Source organism: Mesorhizobium sp. M0768 (genome assembly GCF_040320195.1).
Classification (GTDB): domain Bacteria; phylum Pseudomonadota; class Alphaproteobacteria; order Rhizobiales; family Rhizobiaceae; genus Mesorhizobium.
In genome coordinates this window covers 101391-123541 of record NZ_JAMYPD010000003.1, presented here as the reverse complement: position 1 = coordinate 123541, position 22151 = coordinate 101391, and the positions used below count along the sequence as shown (strand labels likewise).

20 protein-coding genes are annotated in these 22151 nt (G+C 61.0%); 11 read left to right on the top strand and 9 right to left on the bottom strand.

The features are described 5' to 3' along the window. Positions 1–36: 36 nt before the first annotated feature. Both NKI08_RS05050 and NKI08_RS05045 read right to left on the bottom strand, forming a co-directional pair. Positions 37–1005 carry a GlxA family transcriptional regulator gene (locus tag NKI08_RS05050; protein ID WP_352469593.1) on the bottom strand — a complete coding sequence of 323 codons (969 nt, stop codon included), beginning with the start codon at positions 1003–1005 and terminating at the stop codon, positions 37–39. A gap of 304 nt (positions 1006–1309) precedes the next feature. Beyond that, complete coding sequence (locus NKI08_RS05045) at positions 1310–2023, bottom strand: transcriptional regulator NanR (RefSeq protein ID WP_292663135.1); 714 nt, start codon at positions 2021–2023, stop codon at positions 1310–1312. Positions 2024–2204: 181 nt separating this feature from the next. Here NKI08_RS05045 and oiaX point away from each other — a divergent pair, with 181 nt between their 5' ends. Next, positions 2205–3467, top strand: coding sequence for a 3-oxo-isoapionate-4-phosphate decarboxylase OiaX (oiaX, locus tag NKI08_RS05040; protein ID WP_352469595.1), 1263 nt, complete (start codon positions 2205–2207; stop codon positions 3465–3467). A gap of 4 nt (positions 3468–3471) precedes the next feature. Beyond that, complete coding sequence (locus tag NKI08_RS05035) at positions 3472–4806, top strand: four-carbon acid sugar kinase family protein (RefSeq protein WP_352767580.1); 1335 nt, start codon at positions 3472–3474, stop codon at positions 4804–4806. A gap of 109 nt (positions 4807–4915) precedes the next feature. On the opposite strand, the gene NKI08_RS05030 is transcribed toward NKI08_RS05035, so the two are convergent. Then, positions 4916–5413 carry a hypothetical protein gene (locus NKI08_RS05030; protein ID WP_352469597.1) on the bottom strand — a complete coding sequence of 166 codons (498 nt, stop codon included), beginning with the start codon at positions 5411–5413 and terminating at the stop codon, positions 4916–4918. Positions 5414–5691: 278 nt separating this feature from the next. On the opposite strand from NKI08_RS05030, the gene NKI08_RS05025 reads away from it, so the two are divergent. From NKI08_RS05025 to NKI08_RS05015, 3 genes are all read left to right on the top strand, one after another. Continuing rightward, entirely contained in the window at positions 5692–7209 is a 1518-nt protein-coding gene (locus NKI08_RS05025) for a S10 family peptidase (protein WP_352469598.1), read from the top strand. 148 nt (positions 7210–7357) lie between these two features. Next, on the top strand, positions 7358–8800 hold the full coding sequence (locus NKI08_RS05020; RefSeq protein WP_352767578.1) for a sensor histidine kinase: 1443 nt from the start codon (positions 7358–7360) through the stop codon (positions 8798–8800). Next, on the top strand, positions 8797–9471 hold the full coding sequence (locus tag NKI08_RS05015) for a LuxR C-terminal-related transcriptional regulator (RefSeq protein ID WP_352469600.1): 675 nt from the start codon (positions 8797–8799) through the stop codon (positions 9469–9471). Before NKI08_RS05020 ends, NKI08_RS05015 begins: the two co-directional genes overlap by 4 nt. A gap of 39 nt (positions 9472–9510) precedes the next feature. On the opposite strand, the gene NKI08_RS05010 is transcribed toward NKI08_RS05015, so the two are convergent. Then, positions 9511–9969, bottom strand: coding sequence for a hypothetical protein (locus tag NKI08_RS05010; RefSeq protein ID WP_352767575.1), 459 nt, complete (start codon positions 9967–9969; stop codon positions 9511–9513). 896 nt (positions 9970–10865) lie between these two features. Here NKI08_RS05010 and NKI08_RS05005 point away from each other — a divergent pair. From NKI08_RS05005 to NKI08_RS04985, 5 genes are all read left to right on the top strand, one after another. Then, positions 10866–11870, top strand: coding sequence for a LacI family DNA-binding transcriptional regulator (locus NKI08_RS05005; RefSeq protein WP_352767573.1), 1005 nt, complete (start codon positions 10866–10868; stop codon positions 11868–11870). Between the two features lie 73 nt (positions 11871–11943). Then, positions 11944–13299: an ABC transporter substrate-binding protein gene (locus NKI08_RS05000; protein ID WP_352539309.1), complete on the top strand. Its 1356-nt coding sequence runs from the start codon at positions 11944–11946 to the stop codon at positions 13297–13299. A gap of 21 nt (positions 13300–13320) precedes the next feature. Next, on the top strand, positions 13321–14247 hold the full coding sequence (locus tag NKI08_RS04995) for a carbohydrate ABC transporter permease (RefSeq protein WP_352448137.1): 927 nt from the start codon (positions 13321–13323) through the stop codon (positions 14245–14247). Further along, positions 14240–15082 carry a carbohydrate ABC transporter permease gene (locus NKI08_RS04990; protein ID WP_352469604.1) on the top strand — a complete coding sequence of 281 codons (843 nt, stop codon included), beginning with the start codon at positions 14240–14242 and terminating at the stop codon, positions 15080–15082. The genes NKI08_RS04995 and NKI08_RS04990 overlap by 8 nt, the downstream gene beginning before the upstream one ends. A 24-nt stretch (positions 15083–15106) precedes the next feature. After that, the gene (locus NKI08_RS04985; RefSeq protein ID WP_352767570.1) at positions 15107–16303 is read left to right on the top strand and encodes a glycoside hydrolase family 172 protein; all 1197 of its coding nucleotides are present in this window, start codon (positions 15107–15109) and stop codon (positions 16301–16303) included. 76 nt (positions 16304–16379) lie between these two features. Here the strand turns inward: NKI08_RS04985 and NKI08_RS04980 are convergent, their stop codons facing one another. Continuing rightward, positions 16380–16805: a VOC family protein gene (locus NKI08_RS04980; protein ID WP_352469607.1), complete on the bottom strand. Its 426-nt coding sequence runs from the start codon at positions 16803–16805 to the stop codon at positions 16380–16382. Positions 16806–17498: 693 nt separating this feature from the next. Here NKI08_RS04980 and NKI08_RS04975 point away from each other — a divergent pair. Further along, entirely contained in the window at positions 17499–17939 is a 441-nt protein-coding gene (locus NKI08_RS04975; RefSeq protein ID WP_352448133.1) for a DUF2267 domain-containing protein, read from the top strand. 12 nt (positions 17940–17951) lie between these two features. Here the strand turns inward: NKI08_RS04975 and NKI08_RS04970 are convergent, their stop codons facing one another. From NKI08_RS04970 to NKI08_RS04955, 4 genes are all read right to left on the bottom strand, one after another. Then, entirely contained in the window at positions 17952–18947 is a 996-nt protein-coding gene (locus NKI08_RS04970) for a LacI family DNA-binding transcriptional regulator (protein ID WP_352539305.1), read from the bottom strand. A 68-nt stretch (positions 18948–19015) separates the two neighbouring features. Continuing rightward, entirely contained in the window at positions 19016–20350 is a 1335-nt protein-coding gene (locus tag NKI08_RS04965; protein ID WP_352767567.1) for a sulfatase family protein, read from the bottom strand. 22 nt (positions 20351–20372) lie between these two features. Beyond that, entirely contained in the window at positions 20373–21188 is an 816-nt protein-coding gene (locus tag NKI08_RS04960) for a carbohydrate ABC transporter permease (protein ID WP_352539303.1), read from the bottom strand. Between the two features lie 7 nt (positions 21189–21195). Next, positions 21196–22149, bottom strand: a complete 954-nt coding sequence (locus NKI08_RS04955) for a carbohydrate ABC transporter permease (protein ID WP_023675501.1) — start codon at positions 22147–22149, stop codon at positions 21196–21198. Positions 22150–22151: the final 2 nt, after the last annotated feature.

Sequence of the window (22151 nt, the reverse complement as noted above, 5' to 3'; positions counted from 1 at the left end):
GTTGCCCGTAGCCGCAGCACTTCCGCTGCCGACTTGTCACCGGACTTGCTTTCGAAACTCGCCTGGTGCCATTCCAGTTGTCTTGGAAAAAAGACGGCTGAACGAAGCGACGTCCTGATATCCCACCCGATAGCAGATTTCTGAGACGCTCAGTTTCGTTTCCTCAAGCATGGACCTTGCCAACTCCAGCCGCCTTTCCTGGATCCATTTTCCCGGCGTTGTCTGGAGCTCGTCGAAAAACCTGCGAGACAGGGTTCGCGAAGACATTGCCAATTCGGTTGCAAGAAATTTCAAATCGATTTCTGACATCTTGTCTTTCGAGAGCTCGCGCAGCTTGTTCTCGAATGGGCTGGCGTCGTTCGAAATTTTGTCGAGAGGAAATTCGTAGGGACTCTGGAATTTGCGCGGCGGAGGAAGAACCAGAAGTTTTCGAATGATCCGCTCTTCCTTCTCGAAGCCCAGATCGATCAGCAAAGCCCTGGCGAGTTCGAGTCCGGAAAACCCGCCTCCACATGTGTAAAGGCGGTCCTGGCGAATGAGCAGGCGGGAAGCGTCCCATCGCACTTGCGGAAACCGGCGGCTTGCCTCGTTCTTCAGCCACCAGGATATCGTTGCGCGCTTGCCGTCCAACAATCCCGAAGTGGCGAGCAGATAACACGCGCCGCAATGTGCTGCGATGATTGCGTCCTGCTGCTGCGCGAGCGCGATCAGCGGTTTTGAATGCTCACTCTCCTCGTCGAGCGAGCGCAGAAGCTCCGGAATCTCGACACCCGGCATGGCAATGAGAATCAGGACATCCATTTTCCGGGATGGTTGAGCCTTTGTCGGGAAGGAAATTCCGGTGCTCGATGCCGACGGCGCGCTCCTTGAAACGAACTCACAGGAGAGAACCTGCGAACGGCAGACGTCATTCACAAGCTGAAACATTTCCACGAGCGTCGAGACGACGGCCGAATAGAAATTCGACGGCAGCCAGATCACAACGTGGAGGCCCCTGTCAGCCATTGCGGTACTCCAGTATCGTTCTCGGATGGCAAGCTTAGCATAGTCTTTGCAAGAATTGCCAATCCCAGAACAAGCGCGGCGCCTCCAGGAGGGCCTATGCGGGCTTGCTGACGAAAGCGGGCCGCGGAAATCCATGGCTGGGAAGATGCAAATGCCGAAATCGTTGAATGAAAACACGCGGCACATACATCGGATTCAGACGCAACAGAAAACTGCGTCGGTCCGGGCTCAGGCTGATCTGTGGTCAGTCAGTAGGCCGAGAGCAAGGTGCCGGCCGCTGCGGTCGGGACCTTGCTCTTGATTTTCAGCTGCCGGAGTTCATCACGTAAAGCGCACGCGAGCGTTCGAGGTGCTTGATCATCGCCTTCTCGGCGCCATCCGCATCCTTGGCCTCGATGCGTCCGATGATCTCTTCGTGCTCGGTCAGCGTGAACTTTTCCTTGCCGGTCCAGATCAGCATTTCGGTGTGGTATTCCTTTAGCCAGCCAAGCATTGCCTCGCTGACGGCGACATAGATCGGGTTGCCGGATATTGCCGCGATCTGGGTGTGGAATTTCATGTCGGCGGATATAAAGGCTTCCGAGTCGCCACGATGGCTGCGCTGCTCGGCAACCGTTGCGCGCAACCGCTGCACGTCCTCGGCGGTTGCCTTCTCCGCGGCTTCCCTGACCATGCCGCGCTCGAAGAAGATACGCGCGTTCTTGAGGTGCTCCAGCGTGTCCTTCGACGACGACAGGATGATCTTGGCGGCGCCGTCGACCTGTTTGATGATCGACTTGGCGGTCAGCTGCAGCACTTTCGCCCGCTCGCCATGCGAGATCGCGACGAGGCCCATATTGCTCAATGCCTGCATTGCCTCGCGGATCGCCGGCCTGCCGACCTCGAAGCGCTCCATCAATTCGCGCTCCGACGGCATGTCGTCACCCGGCAGCAATTCGCCGCTGGTGATCAGGCGCTTCAGTCTCAAGAATACTTCGTCGGAAAGCTTGCGCCGGACGATCGGCTCCGAACGGTTCATCGTCGCGAATCACTCCTTTGACCGGCCCCTATCTAGCATTTCCGCCGTGAATTCCGGAACGCCTGCTGCCGGCTCGCCCTTACCGCCAAGCCGGATAGGGCTTGCAAAGCTTATGTACTCATTATACCAGATTTCAAGGGCCAAGGAACCTTTTTCGAACCACCCGGCAGGCCGCGCGAATATGATTGTTCTCACCTATCGCATCGAAACGCCGGGCAATATCGAGGCGCTGGCGGCCAAGATCGCAAGCGACCAGTCGACCGGAACCTTCGTCGCGCTGGCCGGCGAGACCGAAGAGCTCAAGGCCAGGGTCGCAGCGCGAGTCCTGGCGATACGGCATCTGCCGGATGCGGATCGGCCGTCTCTTCCCGAAACCGGTCCCGAAGCGCGCAACGGCCCGGTCAAGCGCGCCGACGTCGACATCGCCTTTCCGCTGGACGCCATCGGCACCGACCTGTCGGCGCTGATGACCATCGTCATCGGCGGCACCTTTTCGATCAAGGGCCTGTCCGGCATTCGTGTCGTCGACATGAGGCTACCCGAGGAGTACCGGGGCGCGCATCCGGGCCCGCAATTCGGCGTCACGGGCAGCCGCAGGCTGACCGGTGTCGTGGATCGTCCGATCATCGGGACCATCGTCAAGCCGGCGCTGGGACTCCGCCCGTACGAGACGGCCGCAATGGTGCAAGAGCTGATTGCGGCCGGCGTCGACTTCATCAAGGACGACGAGAAGCTGATGAGCCCGGCCTATTCGCCGCTGTCGGAGCGGGTGAGGGCAATCATGCCGCTGATCCTCGACCACGAGCAGAAGACCGGTAAGAAGGTCATGTATGCCTTCGGCATTTCACATGCCGATCCCGACGAGATGATGCGAAACCACGATCTGGTGGCAAAGGCCGGCGGCAATTGCGCGGTGGTCAATATCAATTCGATCGGTTTCGGCGGCATGGCTTACCTTCGAAAACGCTCCAGCCTTGTGCTCCATGCCCACCGCAATGGCTGGGACATTCTCACCCGTCATCCCGGCCTTGGCATGGATTTCAAGGTCTGGCAGCAGTTCTGGCGCCTGCTCGGCGTCGACCAGTTCCAGATCAACGGCATCGCCTCAAAATACTGGGAACCCGACTGGTCCTTCGTCGAATCCTTCAAGGCGGTGACCACGCCGATCTTTTCGCCGGCCGATTGCGCATTGCCGGTCGCCGGCTCCGGCCAGTGGGGCGGGCAGGCGCCTGAAACCTTCCAGCGAACCGGCCGGACGGTCGATCTTCTCTATCTCTGCGGCGGTGGCATCGTCAGCCACCCGGACGGGCCGGGCGCCGGCGTGCGCGCCGTGCAGCAGGCCTGGCAGGCGGCGGTCCAGGACATTTCGTTGGCGGATTATGCCTTGAGCCATGTCGAGCTGGCGCGGTCGATCGAGAAGTTCGGCGGCGGCGAGGCGGCCTGACGCCATGCAAAACCTGCTTCTGAGTTACTATGGCGACGACCTGACCGGCTCGACCGACGTTATGGAGGCGCTCGAGCTCGGCGGCGTGCCGACCGTCCTGTTCATGCGCCAGCCGGACGAGGCGCTGCTTTCGCAATTTGCGCATTGCCGCGCCCTTGGGCTGGCCGGCACCAGCCGCAGCGAGACGCCGCAGTGGATGGACACGCATCTGCGAGATGCCTTCGCCTGGCTGAAGACCGTCAACGCCGAGATCTGCCACTACAAGGTCTGCTCGACCTTCGATTCCAGCCCGGCAATCGGCAGCATCGGCCGGGCGATCGAAATCGGCCGCTCGGTTTTCCGGCAAGAGGGCGTGCCGCTGGTGGTCGGCGCGCCGCAGCTGAAGCGCTACACCGCCTTCGGTCATCTGTTCGCGGCCTATCGCGAAAAATATTTCCGCATCGACCGCCATCCCGTGATGAGCCGCCATCCGACCACGCCGATGGACGAATCCGACCTGCTGATCCATCTGTCGCGCCAGACCAGCCTCGCCTCGGGCCTGGTCGACCTGGCGACGCTGCAGTCTGCGTCGCGGTCGAAAGCATTCGACCGGCTTGTGGAGAATGGCTCAGGTATTGTGCTTGTCGATGTCGATAGCCTGGAAACCCAGGCACTTGCCGGCAAGGAGATTTGGCGCGCTCGCAAGCCGGGCGGTTATTTCGTCGTCGGCTCTTCAGGCATCGAATATGCCTTGCTGGTCGAATGGGCAGCGAACCGGATCGTGGATACCAAATCCGCCTTTTCGCCGCCGGCCGCTGCCGACAGGATCGCCGTGGTCTCGGGGAGCTGCTCGCCGACGACGGAACGACAGATCCGTTATGCTCTGGCCGACGGCTTCGACGGGATCGAGCTCGACCCAGTCGAACTGGTTTCTGAGGCTTCGAACGACGCGATTGCGCGCGCGGTGGCAACCGGCCGCTCCAGCCTACGGGCCGGGCGCAGCGTCATCCTCTACACCGCGCTCGGGCCTGCGGCCGACCGCGGTGCAGAAATCGATCTCCGGGAAGGCGCCCGCCATAAGCTCGGCCACGGCCTTGGCGAGGTTCTCCGCGAACTGACGCTTCAAGAGAAGCTACTGCGCGTGGTCATCGCCGGCGGCGACACGTCGAGCCATGCACTTGGCCAGATGGGCGTAGACGCGCTGACTGTGCGAATGCCGCTGCCGGCATCGCCGGGCTCGCCACTTTGTGTGGCGCATTCAAGCATTAAGGCGATCGATGGGCTGGAAATTGCCCTCAAGGGTGGGCAGGTCGGAACCGACCGCTATTTCTCCGCTATTCGCGATGGGGTCGGCGGTTGAGAGCGGGGAATGTCAGGTCAAATCGGTGATGCTCGATCGGGATCGAGGATACTAGCCGGCAAACCAGAAATCTCAGGCGTTCAGATCAGCGGCAATGCCACTCATCACGCTATCTGCCCATTGTCCTGCCTGGATGATACTGACGGGCGTAGGCGACACAGGCGTCTACCGTGCTGACACAGAGCGCATCGCGGTTGTTCGGCAGGTTGTTGTCGCCGGCGTAGGCAACCTCGGCAACATGACCGTCAACCATTCGAATTTGCGTGTTGCAATAGCCGCCGGGGGCGACGTTGACGGAACCCCCCAGCGCCGGGACGGGGCCAATGGCCACGGTCGGAACGACAATGTTGAGATTGCCGCGTTGAACGACGCGCTGATAGGTCCAGATCTGGCCGGATTTGCCGACATCGGCAGTGGCGGTAGGAAAGCCGGCGCACATTCGAACGTCCGCCTCGCTAAGGCCGACCATCTCCCTGCGGGCTGCCGCCGCCGTGGCGTCTTCCTTCGCAGTGCTCGACGTGTCGTCGGGCATGACGCAGGAAGACAGGATGGCGGCGCTTGCCGATAGAAGGAGAAGGGCAAGCTTTCGGGTGTGGAAAGATGTCATACCAACTTCGGATTGCACGGGAGCCCCGAATGCCAACCTAGGAAGTGGGCCAATCGAGTCAACCGGCAGAAAATTCACGAAGTCGTTGGTCCGCCATTCCGCCGCACGCATCTGCTGGAAGAGGTTAGGCTGCCGCCGTGACCCTCGCGCCCTATCTTCCGCCTGGGCATCGGATTTCCAAATTCGACCCCTTCTTGTCAGATGTACTGGCGCACGGTGCTGTGACTTTGGTTCGGCCGACGGTGTGCTAGTTTCCAGCCAATTGCTCCGGAGACGTCATGCCTATCAAGCTGCAAGAAATCGCCCTCGCGCTTCTGCTGTTGGTTGCCGGAACTGGGTTCGGTCATGCGGAGACGGCCCAGCGGCCGCCGCCCACAGGCGGGGTTCTCTCGCTCCTGCCACCGCCGCAGACTTCCGATCATTCGATCGTCATTGCCGGACGCACGCTCGATTACGAGGCCAAGGCCGGCACGCTGTCATTGCCGTCCGGCAAAGGCGATATCACCGCCGAGATTTTCTATGTCGCCTATGCTCTGCACGCAGGGAAAGAAACGGGACCGGATCCGCGTCGCCCGATCACCTTCGTGTTCAATGGCGGTCCGGGAGCAGCTTCCGCCTATCTCCATCTCGGCGCGCTCGGTCCGCGGGTTCTGGCGACAGCGGCCGATGGAAGTTTCCTGCCGTCGCCGCAGAGGCTGTTCGATAACCCCGACACCTGGCTCGACATGACCGACCTGGTCTTTGTGGACCCTGTCGGAACCGGTTACAGCCGTGAAGCGCCCGGCACGGAAGCACACAGCTTCTGGGGCGTCAGCCAGGACGCCGCGTCGATAGGCGCGTTTATCCGACTCTATCTGGCGCAGACGAACCGTACGGCATCGCCTGTCTTCCTGGCTGGCGAAAGCTATGGCGGCTTTCGAGCAGCATTGCTCGCCAGGAAGCTTCAGGAAGACATCGGCATCAGCCCGAGTGGTGTCGTGCTGATTTCGCCGGCGCTCGAATTCACGCTGGTGCGCCCGGACGAGTTCCAGCCGCTCCACTGGGCGCTGGAACTGCCGTCGCTGGCGGCAGTGCGCCTACACAGCGAAGGCGTTTCCGGCCCGGCCCTGCAGGAGCGGCTGGCGGAAGTCGAACGCTATGCGCTCGGCGATTATCTGGCCGCGCTGGCCGGTGGGCTGGAGCAGGGTGGACGCCTGGCGAGCCAGCGTGTCGCCGCAATCACCGGTCTGCCGCTCGATCTCGTCCAGCGGCACTTTGCACGCATTCCCATAGGGCTGTTCGCCAAGGAGTTTGCACGGGCAAAGGGCAATGTTCTCAGCGCCTATGACGGCAACATCGCGACTGCGGACGTGGCGCCAGAGAGCCTGGGAGTCGAGGGTCCCGATCCGGTGCTCGACCGAAGCGTGCCGGCGCTCACCTCCGCTTTCGTCGGCTATGTGCGTGATGAATTGAACTTCCGCACGGATATCAGCTATCGGCTTCTCAACCGTGAAGTCAGCGGCAATTGGGACTATGGGACGAGCGCGACGCGTCAGGGCTATGCGGGTGTCATGGACGACCTTCAACAAGCGCGCGTGCTAAACCCCAGCCTCGGCGTGCTGATCGTCAACGGCTACAGCGACCTGGTGACGCCGTACATGGGCTCGCGCTACCTGCTTGGTCAAATTCCTTCGCTTGCCGGCGCAAAGCCCATTCGCACCGAGGTGCTGGAGGGCGGGCACATGATGTATCTGAGGCCGGATGGACGGGCGGCACTGAAGCAGGCCGCGTCCGAGCTTTACCGAACGACGCAATGAGACGGTTTGGCCAAAAAAGCGCCGGATACGCTGTTCGCCCTCTCATCAGGCCCTAGTTCCATCCCGATTGATCGGTTACACACCTAGGATGGCGTCTTTCAGCGACGTTCGACAACGGATTAGCCGGCTCTCCAGAATCGCGCCACTGGTGCGGCGTGCTGCCGAGCGGGCCATTCGGAACACCAAGCCACACAGGCTGACAAGCCTTGTTGACCGTTGGAATGCGCTGTCGCTGGCAACGCAGTTCCTGCTCGCGGGCGGTCTATTTTCCCTGTCAGCCATGGTGGTGGTCGGGATTTCCGTCACGAACCATATAGAAACCGTGGTCACGCAGAATTCGGCTTCCGCAACGGCTCTTTACGTGGACAGCGTCATCGCGCCGCTGCTTCCGGATATGCGCAAGAGCGAAGTGCTCGACGAGAGCGTCGCCCACGCGCTCGATGAAACGCTGGGACAAGGGGCACTCGGCACAAGGCTCGAATCCTTCAAGCTCTGGCGTCGCGACGGAACCATCCTGTATTCGACCGACAAGACATTGATCGGCAAGCGCTTTGAACCCAGCGACAATCTCCGGGCGGCATTCGCAGGCCAAATGGTCTCGGAGTTCGACAAGCTGGACGATTCGGACAGCGAGGCCGAAAGGGCCAGCGGCTTGCATCTTCTCGAGATCTACAATCCGGTGCTGCAGCCATGGTCAGGGGAAGTGGTGGCCGTTTCAGAATTCTACGAGGTCGCCACTGATTTTGAAAGAAACCTGCATCAGGCACTCATTCGAACCTGGCTGGACGTTGCCGCCGTCACAGCGGCCTTCTTTCTCGGGCTGTCGGCAATCGTGTTCCGTGGCAGCCGCATGATCAGTTCGCAGAGCCGCTCGTTGAAGCAGCGCATTGCCGAGCTTTCCGATCTGCTTGCGCAAAACAGACTGTTGAGGCTGCGGGTGCAGCGTGCCTCGCAGCGTGCCACCGCACTTAACGAACGCTATCTCAGGCGCATCGGTGCGGACTTGCACGATGGCCCGGCGCAATTGGTTGCTCTCGCGGCGCTGGGGATCGACAGCCCCGTCATTGCCGATCCCGCTACGTCGCAATCGAAGCGTGCACAGGAATTGCTGGCCATCAAAGCACATCTGGACGATGCCATGCGCGAGATCAGGAGCATCAGCAAGGGCCTTGTCCTGCCGCATATCGAGCATGCCGAACTGGGTGAAATTCTCCAGCTTGCCGTACGGGCGCACGAAGAACGAACCGGCGTCAAAGTGATGCTATCGATGACCGGCGGCCATGCGCCATTGTCGCCGGCGGCCAAGATCTGCATCTTCCGCTTCGTCCAGGAGGCGCTGAACAATGGATTCCGTCATGCCGGAGGTGAAGGTCAGTCGGTCGAGAAACATTTCGACGGCGAGCGCGTTTGTATCGAAGTGGCTGACGCCGGCGCCGGCTTTGACCCGCAAATCGTGCGTCCCGAGAGGCTGGGACTCGTAGGGCTGCGCGAGCGGGTGGAAAGCCTCGGGGGCCAGTTTACCGTAACTTCCTCACAGAGTGGCACAGTCGTAAGAATGGCCCTCAACATCGTTGAAATGGGGCAGACATGACAGCAGCCATCAAGCTCGCCATCGTCGACGACCACCCGCTGTTCAGGGAAGGCGTTGTGCGCACGCTCGATCAGATTGGCGGGTTCGAGATCGTCGGTGAAGGGAGCAGCAGAGACGATGCCCTGCGGATAATCGAAGACCAGCGGCCCGACATTCTGCTGATGGACATCTCGGTTCCTGGAGGTGGCCTTGGCGTGATCGGACCGGCCCTTGAGCGGCATCCGGCACTGAAAATTGTGATGCTGACCGTTTCGGAAGAAAACCAGCACGTGATGACCGCGTTGCAGAGCGGGGCAAGGGGCTATGTTCTGAAGGGGGTCGGGTCGAGGACGTTGGCTGCGATCCTGCGCACGGTAGCGTCGGGCGAACGATATGTCTGTCCACAATTGTCGGCGCGCCTGTTGGCCGATCTCTCGGCTCAATCAAAAGAGCCGGCGAAAGCTGACGGACTTGCCGACCTCACCAGCCGCGAAAGGGAGATCCTGACGCTGGTTGCCGCGGGACTGAGCAACAAGCGGATCGGGCTTCGGCTGAACCTCCATGAAAAGACGATAAAGCACCACATGACGCGAATCCTGGCCAAGCTCAACGTCAGCAACAGGACCGAAGCTGCCATGACCTTGCGCGACGCGACTGAGCGCCGCCATCCGCCTGTTCGCGATCATGCTTGAGCCGAAAATGCCGCACTGCGCGGCCATGTGAACTGGCCCTCAGTTGATCATTCCAAGCAACCTGTCCCGATCGGAACGCGTCGCCAGGCGCCGAATGATGATGCGGCCCTCGGCATCCCGCATTTCATATTGGTCGCTGTCGATGCGCTCACTGAGTCCGTTCGAATGCACCACGCCAATGCTCGGGCCGCTCACCTCGACCCGGTCTCCTGTGGATGCGTTGACAAAGAGTTTTGGCTTGCTATCGGGGTTTACCGCAGGGGCGGGATCAGGGAGATTGTCGTCCTGCGACTTTGCTTTGCCCTTGCCGGCACCAGCGTTCGAGTTCGAATTGCCGGAGTTTCCACCCGAATTGCCCGAATTGCCGTTCCCATTCCCGTTCCCGTTCCCGCCATTGCCGTTCCCGCCATCTTTGGCCCAGGCAGCCTGCGGGCCGAGCGGCTGCGATGATCCATCGAACACGACGCGATAGGGGCTCACGACGAGAATGAAGGTCAAGACGACTACAGAAATGCCGACACGACGTCCTCGTGAAGATCCGGTCCTTCGTTTCCGGGTCGTCATCAATGAACTTGCCAGTCGCATGTCGGAACTCCCCTTAATCATACGGCTCTGTCGTACTGCCTCCTGTTCGAATTCGTGTGATGCTTAAAACAATGGTTTGCGTCCGGAACGTCAAGGCCCACCAGTCCCACGATGGTAACTGGTGGGTCTCGCTAGCGCAGGAAGGGACTATTTACTGCGCAAGTCTTTTGCCTTCCCGTGGTTGCGTCTCTCCGCGATAGCGCCGAGTTCCCACTGTCAGCCAACAATAAATCCAATGGCCGCGATCCCGAAACACAGGCCAAATAACGGAAAAAGCAGCCAACGTGCCTGGTGAATGCTCGGGTCCATGGCGGCCTCCTGTAACAGTCGGCATCGCAACGGGGCTCCTCGGAACTCAGTTCCTGAAACTCTCGCATTTCGGGCTTTTGCGATAGCAGCCTCGGACCAAAGTTTGGCTGTGCGGGTCCTTGGTCGATAGGCCTACAGACTGAAGTCCCTATGCCAGGAGCCACCCTGCATTCGGCGACCTTTGTGTCCAACTGGCAGCTGCGATCCACCGCCCCCTTCGAATGCTTTGCGTTTCTGGCTCTATGGCAGCAACGCCGTTGGTCTACTGCCGCATCGTTGAAACGCCACCAATACAGACCCATATGCGAATTGCGTCGGATGTCTCCTCCCATTGCGTCCGGCGCGTTCCCCTCTGGAGGTTATAGACCTTCACACTTGGCCGGGCTTAACAGTCCGGCCTTTTCTTTTGGCATTTTGCGCAATCCGCCTGACGGCCCTAATTTGCGAGACACCGGTAAAATCGATTTGCAAATGCATTCATGTGCTCATAACCTGTCACCATGAGCACGATTTCCAAAGTTGCTACGCGAGCGGGCGTGTCGCGCACGACCGTGTCGCATGTCATCAACCATGCGGACCGGGTATCGAAATCGCTGCGTGAACGCGTACAAGCGGCGATCGACGAACTCGGCTACACGCCGAACCCGCAGGCGCAAAGCCTGCGCACCGGCCGCACCAACATCATCGCGATGCTGATCCCGGACATCCGCAACCCGTTCTATCCGGAGCTGGTGAAAACGGCGCAGTCGACGCTCGAAGTGGTCGGCCTCGACATGCTGATCTTCAACACCGACGTGCCGGGCGGACATTCACAGGATCACGGCCGCGAGTATTTGCGCCAGATAGGGCGCAAGCGGGTCGATGGCGTCATCGTTGCCGACTTCGCGCTGCACGGCATGCACAGCGAACTGCTCAGCCTCGATCTGCCCGCCGTCTTCATCGGCCATCTGCCGAACCATGCTGTCGACAGCGTCCAGCTGGACGATTTCGGCGGCGGCTATCTGATGGGCGAGTATCTGGCGAAGAGGGGCCATCGCCGCGTCGCCCATGTCACCGGGCCAGCCTTTTTCAAGGAGGCGATGGCGCGTGCCGCCGGCTTCGAAAAAGGGCTCGCCGACAATGGCGTGCCAATCTCCGCCGATCTGCGGTTCGAGGGAAGCTATCTTGCCCCGTCAGGGCGGGAAGCGGTCACCTGGCTCAGGGAGAAGCACGGCGGAAACCTGCCGTCGGCGATGTTCTTCGCCAATTATCTGATGGCCTCCGGTGCGCTGACCGAATTCTACGACCATGGGATCAATATCCCTCAGGATATCGCCATCGCAGTCTTCGATGACCTGCCTCAACTGGAATATGTCAGGCCGAAGCTGACCCGTGTCGGCAACAGTCCGACAATGCTTGCCAAGCGCGCCACGCAAATGCTGCTCGAACGGCTGGCTGGCAAAGTCGAGGGCGCGCCGCGCACCGAAGTGATCCCATGCGTGTTGAGCCCATTCGACAGCGCGTGACGCCAGATGCCGGCAAAGGGAACGGAGGTCCCTTCGCCAACGTTCGACCGAACAACATCCAAGGGAGGAATTGATGACTGACAAAACGACCCGCGACCGGCCATTGGCCAGCCTGAACCGCCGTCGGCTGATCCAGGGCGGCGCCACTTTCGCTGCCGCCGGCCTCACAGGCTTCCCGTTCATCAACAGGATGGCCGTGCGCGCTCAGGAAGCGCCGCTGAAATTCTGGCAGTTCTATGCGCCTGGGGGAGACGTGAAGCCGCAGGTCCAGTGGTTCGAGAAGCTGGTGGCCGACTGGAACGACGGCCACGACCAGAAGGTCGAGCTCGAATATGTCGTCAACAGCGAATACATCTCCGGTTCCAAGCTGGCAACGGCCTTCGCGTCGGGCGAGGGCCCTGACATCTTCCTCATCAGCCCCGGCGATTTCCTGCGTTATTACAATGGCGGCGTACTTGCCGACCTGACGCCGCATATCGAGGATGCCGCCAAGGCCGATTTCCCGGAAAGCGTCATCGCCAACCGCATGGTGGACGGCAAGATCTACGGTGTGCCGATGGAAGTCGAGCCGATGGCCTTCTACTATTCGGTCAAAGCGTTCGAGGATGCAAAGCTCAACGAGAACGACGTGCCGAAGACCTGGGACGAGCTGTTGGCGGTCGCCAAAAAGCTGACGACGCCCAGTCGCTACGGCGTGCTGTTCGAAACGACTCCCGGCTATTACCAGAACTTCACCTGGTATCCGTTCCTGTGGCAGGGCGGCGGCGAATTCCAGGGCAAGGACGGCAAGAGCGCCTTCGATTCGCCGGCCACCGTCCAGGCGCTGAAACTCTGGCAGGATGCCATCAATACCGGCGTGGCGCCGCGTCAGGTGGTCGGCGGCGGCTTCGACATAGTCGCCAATCTCGGGGCAGGGCTGTGCGCCATGCAGAACTGCGGCATCTGGGGTATTTCGGCGATGGACAACAACGCCAAGGACGTGCCCTACGGCATCTTCAAATTGCCGACACCGGCCAATGGCAAATACGTCACCGTCGGCGGTGGCTGGGCCTTTGTCGCCAATGCCGGAGGCAAGAACCCGGATGCTTCCGCCCAGTTCTGCGCCTGGGCGCTGGCCTCAATGGATCCGGCATCGATCGACCGGGTCGTCAACTGGTGCACTGTCGCCAAGAGCGACATGCCGCCGCGCAACAGCGCGCTGAAGGCCGGCGCCGATGTCTTCAGCACCGGCAAGTTCGGCACCTTCGCCAAGGAGATCCATCCGGGGACGCGCGCCGAGCCGCGGGTTCCGCCGGAGGCCTACAAGATCATCTCCGACGCCATCCAGTCGGCACAGCTTGGCGGGGTTGATGCCCAGCAGGCGGCGACGACGGCCAGTCAGCAACTCGATGCGTTCCTCGCTTCCTATTCCGGCGCGCCGATCCTTTAGGCCCTTTCCAGCATGGATCAGATGAAACCGCCAGCCGCGGGCGCGAATTCCGCCCGCGGCCTCACCGCCAAGCAAAGGGAGCGCTGCGCCGCATGGCTGTTCGTCCTGCCCGATGCGGTTGGCCTGCTGGTGTTCGTCGGCGTGCCGATGCTGCTGTCGCTCGCCGTCGGGTTCTTCGAGGTCAACGGCTTCGGCGGCTACAGGTTCGTCGGGTTCGGCAATTACAGGCGCATGTGGGGCGACCCGCTGTTCTGGTCGTCCGTGAAGGTGACGGTAGCTTATGCCGTCATGCTGGTGCCGGCGCTCTACGTCGCCGGACTGGGACTGGCGCTTCTGGTGCAGAAGACCAACCGCTTCAACGCGGTCATGCGCTCGATGTTCTTTGCGCCGCAGATGGTCAGCCTGGTCGTGGTGGCGCTCGTGTGGCAGCTCATGCTGGTCGAAAAGGTCGGCATCGTCAGCCGGCTGGCGCCGCTCGTCGGCCTCGGCGGAATTTCGCTGCTCGGCGATCCAAATCTGGCGCTGTTCACGCTGGTGCTGGTCAGCGTCTGGTTCCTGATGGGTTTCTACATGCTGATCTTCCTCGGCGGGCTCCAGGACATCCCGGCAGAGTACTACGAAGCCGCAAAGATCGACGGTGCCGGGCCGGTGACAAGCTTCTGGTACATTACTTTGCCCCTGCTCAAGCCGACCAGCTTCTTCGTCCTCCTGGTCTCGCTCGTCGCGGCTGTCGCCGGCGGCCAGGTCTTCGACCTGATCTATGTGATGACCAAAGGCGGTCCGGTCAATTCGACCTCGGTGCTGATCATCTACATCTACAAGCAGGCATTCCAGTTCGGCGCGTTCGGCTATGCATCGGCAATGGCATCGCTGCTGGTGCTGGCGCTGATGCTGGTCACGGTCTTCTTCTTCGTGCTGACGCGCGGCGGACGTTTCGAGCATGACTGACGGCCGAACTCCTTCCGGCCGTTCGCAGATACGAGCGGCGAGACTTGCCTGGATGCTGGCAACCGCCGCACTTGGCCTGATGACGGTATTCCCGCTTGTCTGGATGCTGGTCATCTCGCTCAAGCCGGCGAGCGACGTCTTCACGCCGAGCCTCATTCCGGAACGCCCGACGCTCGGCAATTTCCTCTATGTGCTGACCGAGGTGCCGTTCCTGCGCTATCTCTTCAATTCGTTCTTCGTGTCGGCGACGGTGACGGTCGCCGCGCTGTTCTTTCATTCGATGGCCGGCTATTCGCTCGCACGGCTGCGTTTTCCGGGCCGCGACACGCTGTTCCTCGCCATGTTCTCGACCTTTCTGGTGTCGCTGCCGGTAATCATCGTGCCGCTGTTCATCCTGACGCGGATGCTGCACATGCTGGACAGCTATGCCGGGCTGATCATTCCGGCGATCTTCAACGCGTTCGGCATCTTTCTGCTCAGGCAATACTACCTGTCGCTGCCCAGGGAACTGGAAGAAGCGGCGATCATGGATGGTGCCGGCTACTGGCGCATCTATTGGAGCATCATCCTGCCGCTCAGCCGGCCGATCCTGTCGGCACTGGCGATCCTGTTCTTCCTCGCCAACTGGAATGCTTTCCTGTGGCCGTTGACGATCACATCGGACCTCGATCTCTGGGTGGTGCAGGTAGCCATTGCGAACTTCAAGAGCCAGTACGCCGCCGCCTGGAACTACGTCATGGCCGCCTCGACCATCGTCGCCGTGCCGATGCTGGTTCTTTTCGTGATCTTCCAACGCCAGATCATGGAATCGATCAAGACAAGCGGCCTGAAATAACCGCTGAAGCAAGAGGAGAAACACATGGATAATGCCGGCTTGTCGCCGCTTCGCGGGCTCGCCAAATTGCGCGACGCCAAAACCCGCCGGTTCTCGAGCTACGACCGCACCGGCGGCAATGACGACCGGCTGCATGTTGAACCCGGCCAGACGGTGGTGATTGCCGAGCATGACGGTGCCGGCATTGTCACGCATATCTGGGCGACGCTCGCCTGCAAGAGTGAGGACTTCCTGCGCAAGATCGTGCTGCGCGCTTACTGGGATGGCGAGGAGTATCCGAGCATCGAAACGCCGATCGGTGATTTCTTCGGCATGGGGCATGCCCGCACCCGCAATTTTGCCAGCCTGCCGGTCCAGGCAAGCCCCGAGGATGGCAAGGCCTTCAACTGCTACTTTCCGATGCCGTTTGCCAGCCACATGCGCTTCACCGTCGCCAATGAAGCTGAGGACGACCTGCTTTTCTATTACTATGTCGATCTCGAACTGCATGAGGAACTCGAGGAAGGCCTGGGCCGCTTCCACGCCCAATACAGTCAGCAGCGACCTGACGGCATAGACGAGACGGGGTTGGCCAACGAGCAGGTCCTGTTTGGCGGGGAAAACACCGACGGGAACGGCAACTACACCATCCTGGAGGCGGAAGGTCATGGCCACTATGTCGGCGTACTCTATTCCGTCTATTCGCGGCGGCGTTCCGCACTATGGGACTGGTATGGCGAGGGCGACGACATGATCTTCGTCGATGGCGAGCCGGGCATTTCCGTGCCGGATACAGTGCGCAAGCCCGATCCGCGCATCGGACCGAAGGCCGAACTGATCGACGATCGCGGCGAGACCGGCCCCGGCGCCAACGATGCCTGGCCGCCGACGCTGCACGGCACCGGCACGGAAGATTATTTCAATACGGCATGGTGCCCGACACAGGACTACAGCGCGCCCTATCACGGCATCATCGCCGCCGGCGGGCCGAACTGGACCGAGCCGGTTACGCTCTATCGCTGGCACATAGAGGACCCGGTCATCTTCCACAAACGCATCCGGGTGACCATCGAGCACGGACACGCCAATCGCCGCTCGGACGACATTTCGTCGGTCGCCTTCTGGTATCAGGCCGAACCGCACAAACCGTTCGAAGCGCTTGCCGATGTCGAGGACCGCATCCCCACCTATCGCGCGCCTTATCACAATTGGAATGACGCCTTCGACGAGAAGAGGCGTTAGGCCGGGATGCGTTCGAATTGAACCGTGCATCCCGCGCTATCTGTGTCGGGGCACGACCGTGCCGCAGCGCGCCGCCTCAGCTGCGAGGTGGAAGTTGCTGGACAGACCAGGTGTTGCCGTCGGGATCCTCAAAGAAGACAAATCTGCCCCAGGGAAAATCCTTGATATCGCTGACCTCGATACCTTGAGCGGCCAGGTACCGGTGAGCCTCATCGATATCGGGCACGACGAGTTGCAGGCCCCTTATGGATCCCGGGGGGCTGTCGACGAGGCCCTTGCCCATGGCAATCGAACAGGCCGAACCGGGCGGCGTCAATTGCACGAAACGTATCTCGTCGCTTACGGTGTGGTCGTGATCGAGATGAAAGCCGACCTTCCCAACATAAAAGGCAATTGCTCTATCGACGTCCGATACGGGGACCGGGACCAGCTCCAGCTTCCAATCCATGACAGCCCTTTCGCAGCTTGATCGCCAAGTGGTGCCGAACACCGTGGGCGCCATCCCGCCATCTTCCCAATGCCATTGTCGGCGCGGGCCGCTCAGTCAGTCAAGAGATACCCGGGCTCGGGCAACGTGAGGACTGGTCTCATTGCTGAGACGGCGTTCGTAACCGATGAGCACAAGCTCAGTTAGGCGGAGGACAACCACCTTTCGGATCAGCAAGGCCGACTTTAATGATCGGAACGCAGGCGCCGAATACAACTGTGGGAAGGTTGAACGGGCGTCGTTGACGCGCGAAGGGATTGCTTGGAAGCGACGCTCGCCGAAGCTGGCGAGATCGTCGGACGGCGAAGCCGAAGCGCAATTATGCCGTGAATGCCTACGATTCGGCCTGCCTTCTCCTTGCCGCGATCAAAGACGCCAGCACTGTATCCAAGGGGACATCCGAGCCGGCGCGACGTTCTGGCGGCGGTGCACAATATCCGTTTCAAGGGAATCGCTTATCGCGAGCCCGTTCGGTGGGATGAAAAGGGTGACAATCTGGCCGCTGTGACTGCACTCAACGGGGTGGAAAACGGCCGCTTCCGACAGATCGCCGAAATCCAGCAGATGCAGAGTGTCGAGCAGACCTGACGCCGACAGGCTCTCCGACCGAACCGGTTTCCGCCGCTTTGCCAGGACGATTTTCACAGGACCACGAAACAATAATCTCCGGTCGCCGTTTCGCCCGCAGAACCTTTCGAGGAGGCGACGATGAGCGCAACCGGCTTGGACGTTTTCGACAAAACGCTGCAAATAACAAACATCTGGCTTGACGAGATCATGGCGGATCTTGGTCCGGATCGACACGTCGCCTGGCATACATTGGGCGCCGTTCTGCGAACCCTTCGCGACAGGCTGCAGATCGGACTGGCGGCCAAATTGGGAGCGGAACTGCCGCTGCTCGTGCGCGGCGCCTACTATGATCGCTATCGGCCCGCCGACATGCCCGACAAGACACGCTCGCTCGAGAAATTCCTGCAACACATCGCCGATGAATTGAAATCGACCCGTCCTGTCGATCCCGAGGATGCGGCACGCTCTGTGCTGCGTGTGCTTGCACGGCATATCGACCTTGGCCAGTCGGCAAAGGTGCGGGATGCGCTGCCAAAGGAAATCCAGGTCCTCTGGCCTGAAAGCGTGGGCGTCAAATAGCGGCGATCCTGCTCATGCGGACGCGCGACGGACCAACTGCCACGAAACGCTGAAAAGGGTAGGTATTGCGCCCGGTGTTGCCGAGATCAATGAGATCAGATGATCGGCAAGATGGTCGTAGTGGGCAGTTTCGGGGCCGATTGTCGTCAATGCCGGATGACTGAATTCGCCCTCGTCGATATTGCCGCAGCCGATGACTGCAATGTCGCCGGGCACGGAGAGGCCGGCCTCCTCGAATGCGTGCAGGGCGGTCACGGCGGCAAGATCGGATTCGACGAAAAGCGCGGTCGGCCGATCCGCGCGGGCGGCCAGCGCCGTAGCATTGGCAAACGCAGCCTTGCGCGCCTCTGCACCGCCGATCACCAGGTCGTCTCGCAGCGGAAGGCCGCGTGCTTGCAGGAAGCTGCGATAGGCGGCGAGACGGCTCCCGTCCACCGCTTGCTCATGCACCATATAGGCGATGCAGCGATGGCCGGCTCGGTAGAGGTAGTCGAGTGCCTCGAAAACGGCCCTGCCGGTATGCTGGCGCACAACCGAGAAGCCTGCCGGCTCGATGGTCGGATGGAAGATCACCGCTGGCCGGCCCGCGGCCGCCAGGCGCGCGGCCAAAAGCATCACCTCGGGCTCGGAGAGATGCTGCCAGTCGGCGATAATGCCGTCTGCCAGCCCGCTCTCGATTTCCCTCACGATCCGGTCGGTTCGTTCGAACGTGTCTCCCGCGGTGATAATTGTCGAAAATCCCCTCAGCGCCGCTCCAGATTGGATATCCTGCGCGATCCGGTCGCTGAACGGCACGCCGAGACGAGGCAGTACAAGGCAGATTCGCTCGGCCTGCTGGCGGCGCAGCTGCCGCGCGGTGCGGTTTTGCACATAGTTGAGCTCAGCGACGGCCTCGAGGATGCGCTGCCGCGCCTCCTTGCCGACGAACTTCAGGCGCGTGCTGTCGCCGCTGAGCAGGTACGACACGGCAGCGGTCGATACATTGGCGCGCCGGGCGACATCGGCCATGGTCGGCGCCTTTCTGCGATCGGAACTTCTCTCGTGCATTGTTGGATCCGCTGCGCGACGTGACATGATCAGCTGTCGCTCAGCCGGATTTCATTCCAGCTTCCATGCCCGGCGGCAAGGATCTCGGGCCTTGCCTCGCCGGCCTCCTCCATCAGGGCAACGATGCGGCCTCGCAGCCATGCACGCGTCGCTGCGTGATCGGGCGAAGCTATGAGATTGATTAGTTCGTTTGGATCGGCATCGAGGTCGTAGAGTCTCGCCTCGACATAGAAATCGCTGCCGGAATTCCGCCAGCCGTCTTTTCCCGGTGCCTCGACCTCATATTTCCACCGTCTGGTGCGCAAGGCGCGGCCGACATGGTGCTCGCTGATTTGAATGAATATCTCGTCGCGCGGCGGCCGTTCGCCCTGCAGTGCGTCGAGCAGCGAGACGCCCTGCATCGAATTGGGCACTTTCAGGCCGGCCGCGGCGAGCAGGGTCGGCGCGAGATCGACGAGGCTGACCAGGCCTTCATATGTGCCGATGCGCTGGAAGCCGGGGCCGTGGAATAGCGTCGGCACGCGGATCGACGCCTCATGACAGGAACGCTTGTATTCGTTGTTGCGAGTCTTGAAGTGACATCCGTGGTCGGAGGTGAAGAGGATGATCGTGTCGTCAAGCCGGCCAAGGCTGTAGAGCGCCTCGATCAGCCGTCCAAACGCCTCGTCGAGGCGTGCGACCATGCCCAGATAGCCGGGGAAATGTTCCGCTGTCGTGCCGCCAAGTGCGGCGAGATCGCCGGGAATGGCGAGCTTCTTGCGGATCCTGTCCTCGTATCCGAGCGGGGCAGGGTAGTTGTCCGTCTGGTTCTGGTGATGCGGCTCGAGGAAGGACAGGAATAGAAAGAACGGCTCGTCTTCCCTCGATGCGACATAGCGGATTGCAGCGTCGGTTAGGGCATCGACGCGGTATCCCGGCAGCTTCACCGCCTTGCCGTCATTGTCGTGGACGACGGTGTCGAAGGGGCCGGAAGTGAACTCCAGGATGTTGGAGGCCAGCCAGTAGCGATAGCCGCCGCGTTGTTCCTGGGTGACCGGCTCGGCGGACCCCAGGTGCCACTTGCCGATGTAGGCGGTGTCATAACCTGCCGCGGTGAAATGATGCGCGAGCGTGCGCTCGCTCTTCGGCAGTGGGATGTCGTTGCGGTAGCAGCCGGTGATGGTCGGGTACCGCCCCGTCTGGAATACGGAGCGGGCGGGTCCGCAAACGGGCTGGCAGGTAAACGAATTCGCCACGAACGTGCCGGTCCCGGCGAGGCGGTCGAAATTTGGCGTAAGCTCGAGCGGATTGCCATGGACGCCAACGGTGTCCCAACGCTGCTGGTCGGTGAAGAAGACGATTACATTCGGTCGGCGGGACGTCATAGGGTGCAATGCCTTCGAATGGTCATTTCATGCCTGCCAGCATCACGCTGCGGACGAAGTAGCGCTGCGTGAAGAGGAACAGCAGCAGGCTCGGGATGAAGAGAATGATCCCGCCCGTCGCCGTCAGGTTCCACTGAGTGAAGAATTCCTGGTTGAAAAGCGTCAGTCCCGTCGTGATCGGCCGCATTTCGGTGGTGTTGACGGCGACCAGCGGCCAGAGGAATTCGTTCCACTGGAACACGAAGGTGAGGAGGGCCAGCGTCGCCAGTGCCGGACGGACCTGCGGCAGCACGATGCGCCAGTAAAGGCCGAGTTCCGAGCAGCCGTCCATCCGTGCAGCGTCAAGCAACTCGTCGGGAATTGGACGGATGAACTGCCGCATCAGGAAGATTCCGTAGGCGCTCATGGCGAATGGAAGGATAAGGCCCTGATAGGTGTTGAGCCATCCCATCCGCGCGGTGAGCACATAGAGCGGGATCATGCGGATGAAGAATGGGATCATCAGCGTCGACAGCACCGCGACAAACATGACGCGCTTACCGGCGAATTCCATCTTCGCGAAGACGTAGCCGATCAACGGATCGAAGATCAGATGGAGGAAGGTAATCCCGCCGGCGATGATGAAGCTGTTGAGCGTGAAACGCGCGAACGGCGCCTTCTGCCAGATGTCGATGTAATTCGTGAATTGCCACGTCTCGGGGATCAGAATCGGAATGCCGCTGAAGACGTCGGCATCGCTCTGCAGCGACAGCGAAAGCATGTAGAGGAACGGAAAGATCGACAGCGCCACGCAGAAGAGCAGCAGTAGGTAGGACGGGAGCGTTTTTGCCAATGTCATGCCAACCTCAATAGGTGGTTTCGCGGTTGAGCAGGCGGAACTGAACGAAGGTGATGGCCAGGATCAGCAGGAACATCAGGAAAGACAGCGCCGAGGCGTAGCCGATGTTGAGCTCGAAGAAGGCTGCCTCGAACACGTGCAGGCTGAAGAACCGCGTCGCGTCGGCCGGTCCGCCCTTGGTTATCAGGTAGGCCGGCGCCAGCTCCTGCAGTTGGCTGATCGTGCTGACGACCGCGATGAACAGCGTGGTCGGCGTCAACAACGGCCAGGTCAGATAGCGGAATTGCTGCGTCGGCGTGGCGCCGTCGATGGATGCGGCATCATAGAAGTCGGACGGGATCGACTGCAACGCGGAGAGGTAGATCAGCATGGCATAGCCGACATCCTTCCAGACCGTGATGGCGATGAGGGTCGGCAGCGCGGTCGAGGTGTCGCCGAGCCAATTCTGGGTCGGCAGCCCAAGCTCGGCAAGGAAGCTGTTCAAGATGCCAGTGTAGGGATCGAGAATTGCCTGCCACATCAACGCGACGATCACGAAGGAGGTGATGTAGGGAAAGAAGATGATTGCGCGGATCAGAGTGCGCCCCGGGATCGGCCGGTTGAGCACGACCGCCAGTCCGAGGCCAATGGCGATGCTGGCCGCGGTGACGCCTATCGCGAAGGCCAGCGTCACGAAGAGCGACTGCCGAACGCGCGCGTCGCCGAGCGCAGCAACGTAGTTGTCCAGTCCGGCGAATCGGCTCTCGCCGATCAGCGGCTGGCCGCTGTACAGGCTCGCCCAAAACTCCAGTCCTATCGGATAGAAGAAATAGACCGAGAAATAGAGGATTGCTGGCGACAGCAGCAGGTAAGCGAGAAGCGTTTGTCTGGTGCGCCGGCTGAAGCGGGCAGCTCGCCGGGTCGGCATCGCGCCGACGCGAATGTCCGTATCGGCCGTATCGGTGCTGCCGCTGATAAACATCG

Coding starts and splice junctions, on each gene's coding strand:
- NKI08_RS04995 (WP_352448137.1), top strand. CDS start 13,321: ATGAAACCGCCAGCCGCGGGCGCGAATTCCGCCCGCGGCCTCACCGCC.
- NKI08_RS05025 (WP_352469598.1), top strand. CDS start 5,692: ATGCCTATCAAGCTGCAAGAAATCGCCCTCGCGCTTCTGCTGTTGGTT.
- NKI08_RS05005 (WP_352767573.1), top strand. CDS start 10,866: ATGAGCACGATTTCCAAAGTTGCTACGCGAGCGGGCGTGTCGCGCACG.
- oiaX (WP_352469595.1), top strand. CDS start 2,205: ATGATTGTTCTCACCTATCGCATCGAAACGCCGGGCAATATCGAGGCG.
- NKI08_RS05050 (WP_352469593.1), bottom strand. CDS start 1,005: ATGGCTGACAGGGGCCTCCACGTTGTGATCTGGCTGCCGTCGAATTTC.
- NKI08_RS04970 (WP_352539305.1), bottom strand. CDS start 18,947: ATGGCCGATGTCGCCCGGCGCGCCAATGTATCGACCGCTGCCGTGTCG.
- NKI08_RS04960 (WP_352539303.1), bottom strand. CDS start 21,188: ATGACATTGGCAAAAACGCTCCCGTCCTACCTACTGCTGCTCTTCTGC.
- NKI08_RS05000 (WP_352539309.1), top strand. CDS start 11,944: ATGACTGACAAAACGACCCGCGACCGGCCATTGGCCAGCCTGAACCGC.
- NKI08_RS04975 (WP_352448133.1), top strand. CDS start 17,499: ATGAGCGCAACCGGCTTGGACGTTTTCGACAAAACGCTGCAAATAACA.
- NKI08_RS04955 (WP_023675501.1), bottom strand. CDS start 22,149: ATGTTTATCAGCGGCAGCACCGATACGGCCGATACGGACATTCGCGTC.
- NKI08_RS05035 (WP_352767580.1), top strand. CDS start 3,472: ATGCAAAACCTGCTTCTGAGTTACTATGGCGACGACCTGACCGGCTCG.
- NKI08_RS04980 (WP_352469607.1), bottom strand. CDS start 16,805: ATGGCGCCCACGGTGTTCGGCACCACTTGGCGATCAAGCTGCGAAAGG.
- NKI08_RS04985 (WP_352767570.1), top strand. CDS start 15,107: ATGGATAATGCCGGCTTGTCGCCGCTTCGCGGGCTCGCCAAATTGCGC.
- NKI08_RS05045 (WP_292663135.1), bottom strand. CDS start 2,023: ATGAACCGTTCGGAGCCGATCGTCCGGCGCAAGCTTTCCGACGAAGTA.
- NKI08_RS05030 (WP_352469597.1), bottom strand. CDS start 5,413: ATGACATCTTTCCACACCCGAAAGCTTGCCCTTCTCCTTCTATCGGCA.
- NKI08_RS05015 (WP_352469600.1), top strand. CDS start 8,797: ATGACAGCAGCCATCAAGCTCGCCATCGTCGACGACCACCCGCTGTTC.
- NKI08_RS04965 (WP_352767567.1), bottom strand. CDS start 20,350: ATGACGTCCCGCCGACCGAATGTAATCGTCTTCTTCACCGACCAGCAG.
- NKI08_RS04990 (WP_352469604.1), top strand. CDS start 14,240: ATGACTGACGGCCGAACTCCTTCCGGCCGTTCGCAGATACGAGCGGCG.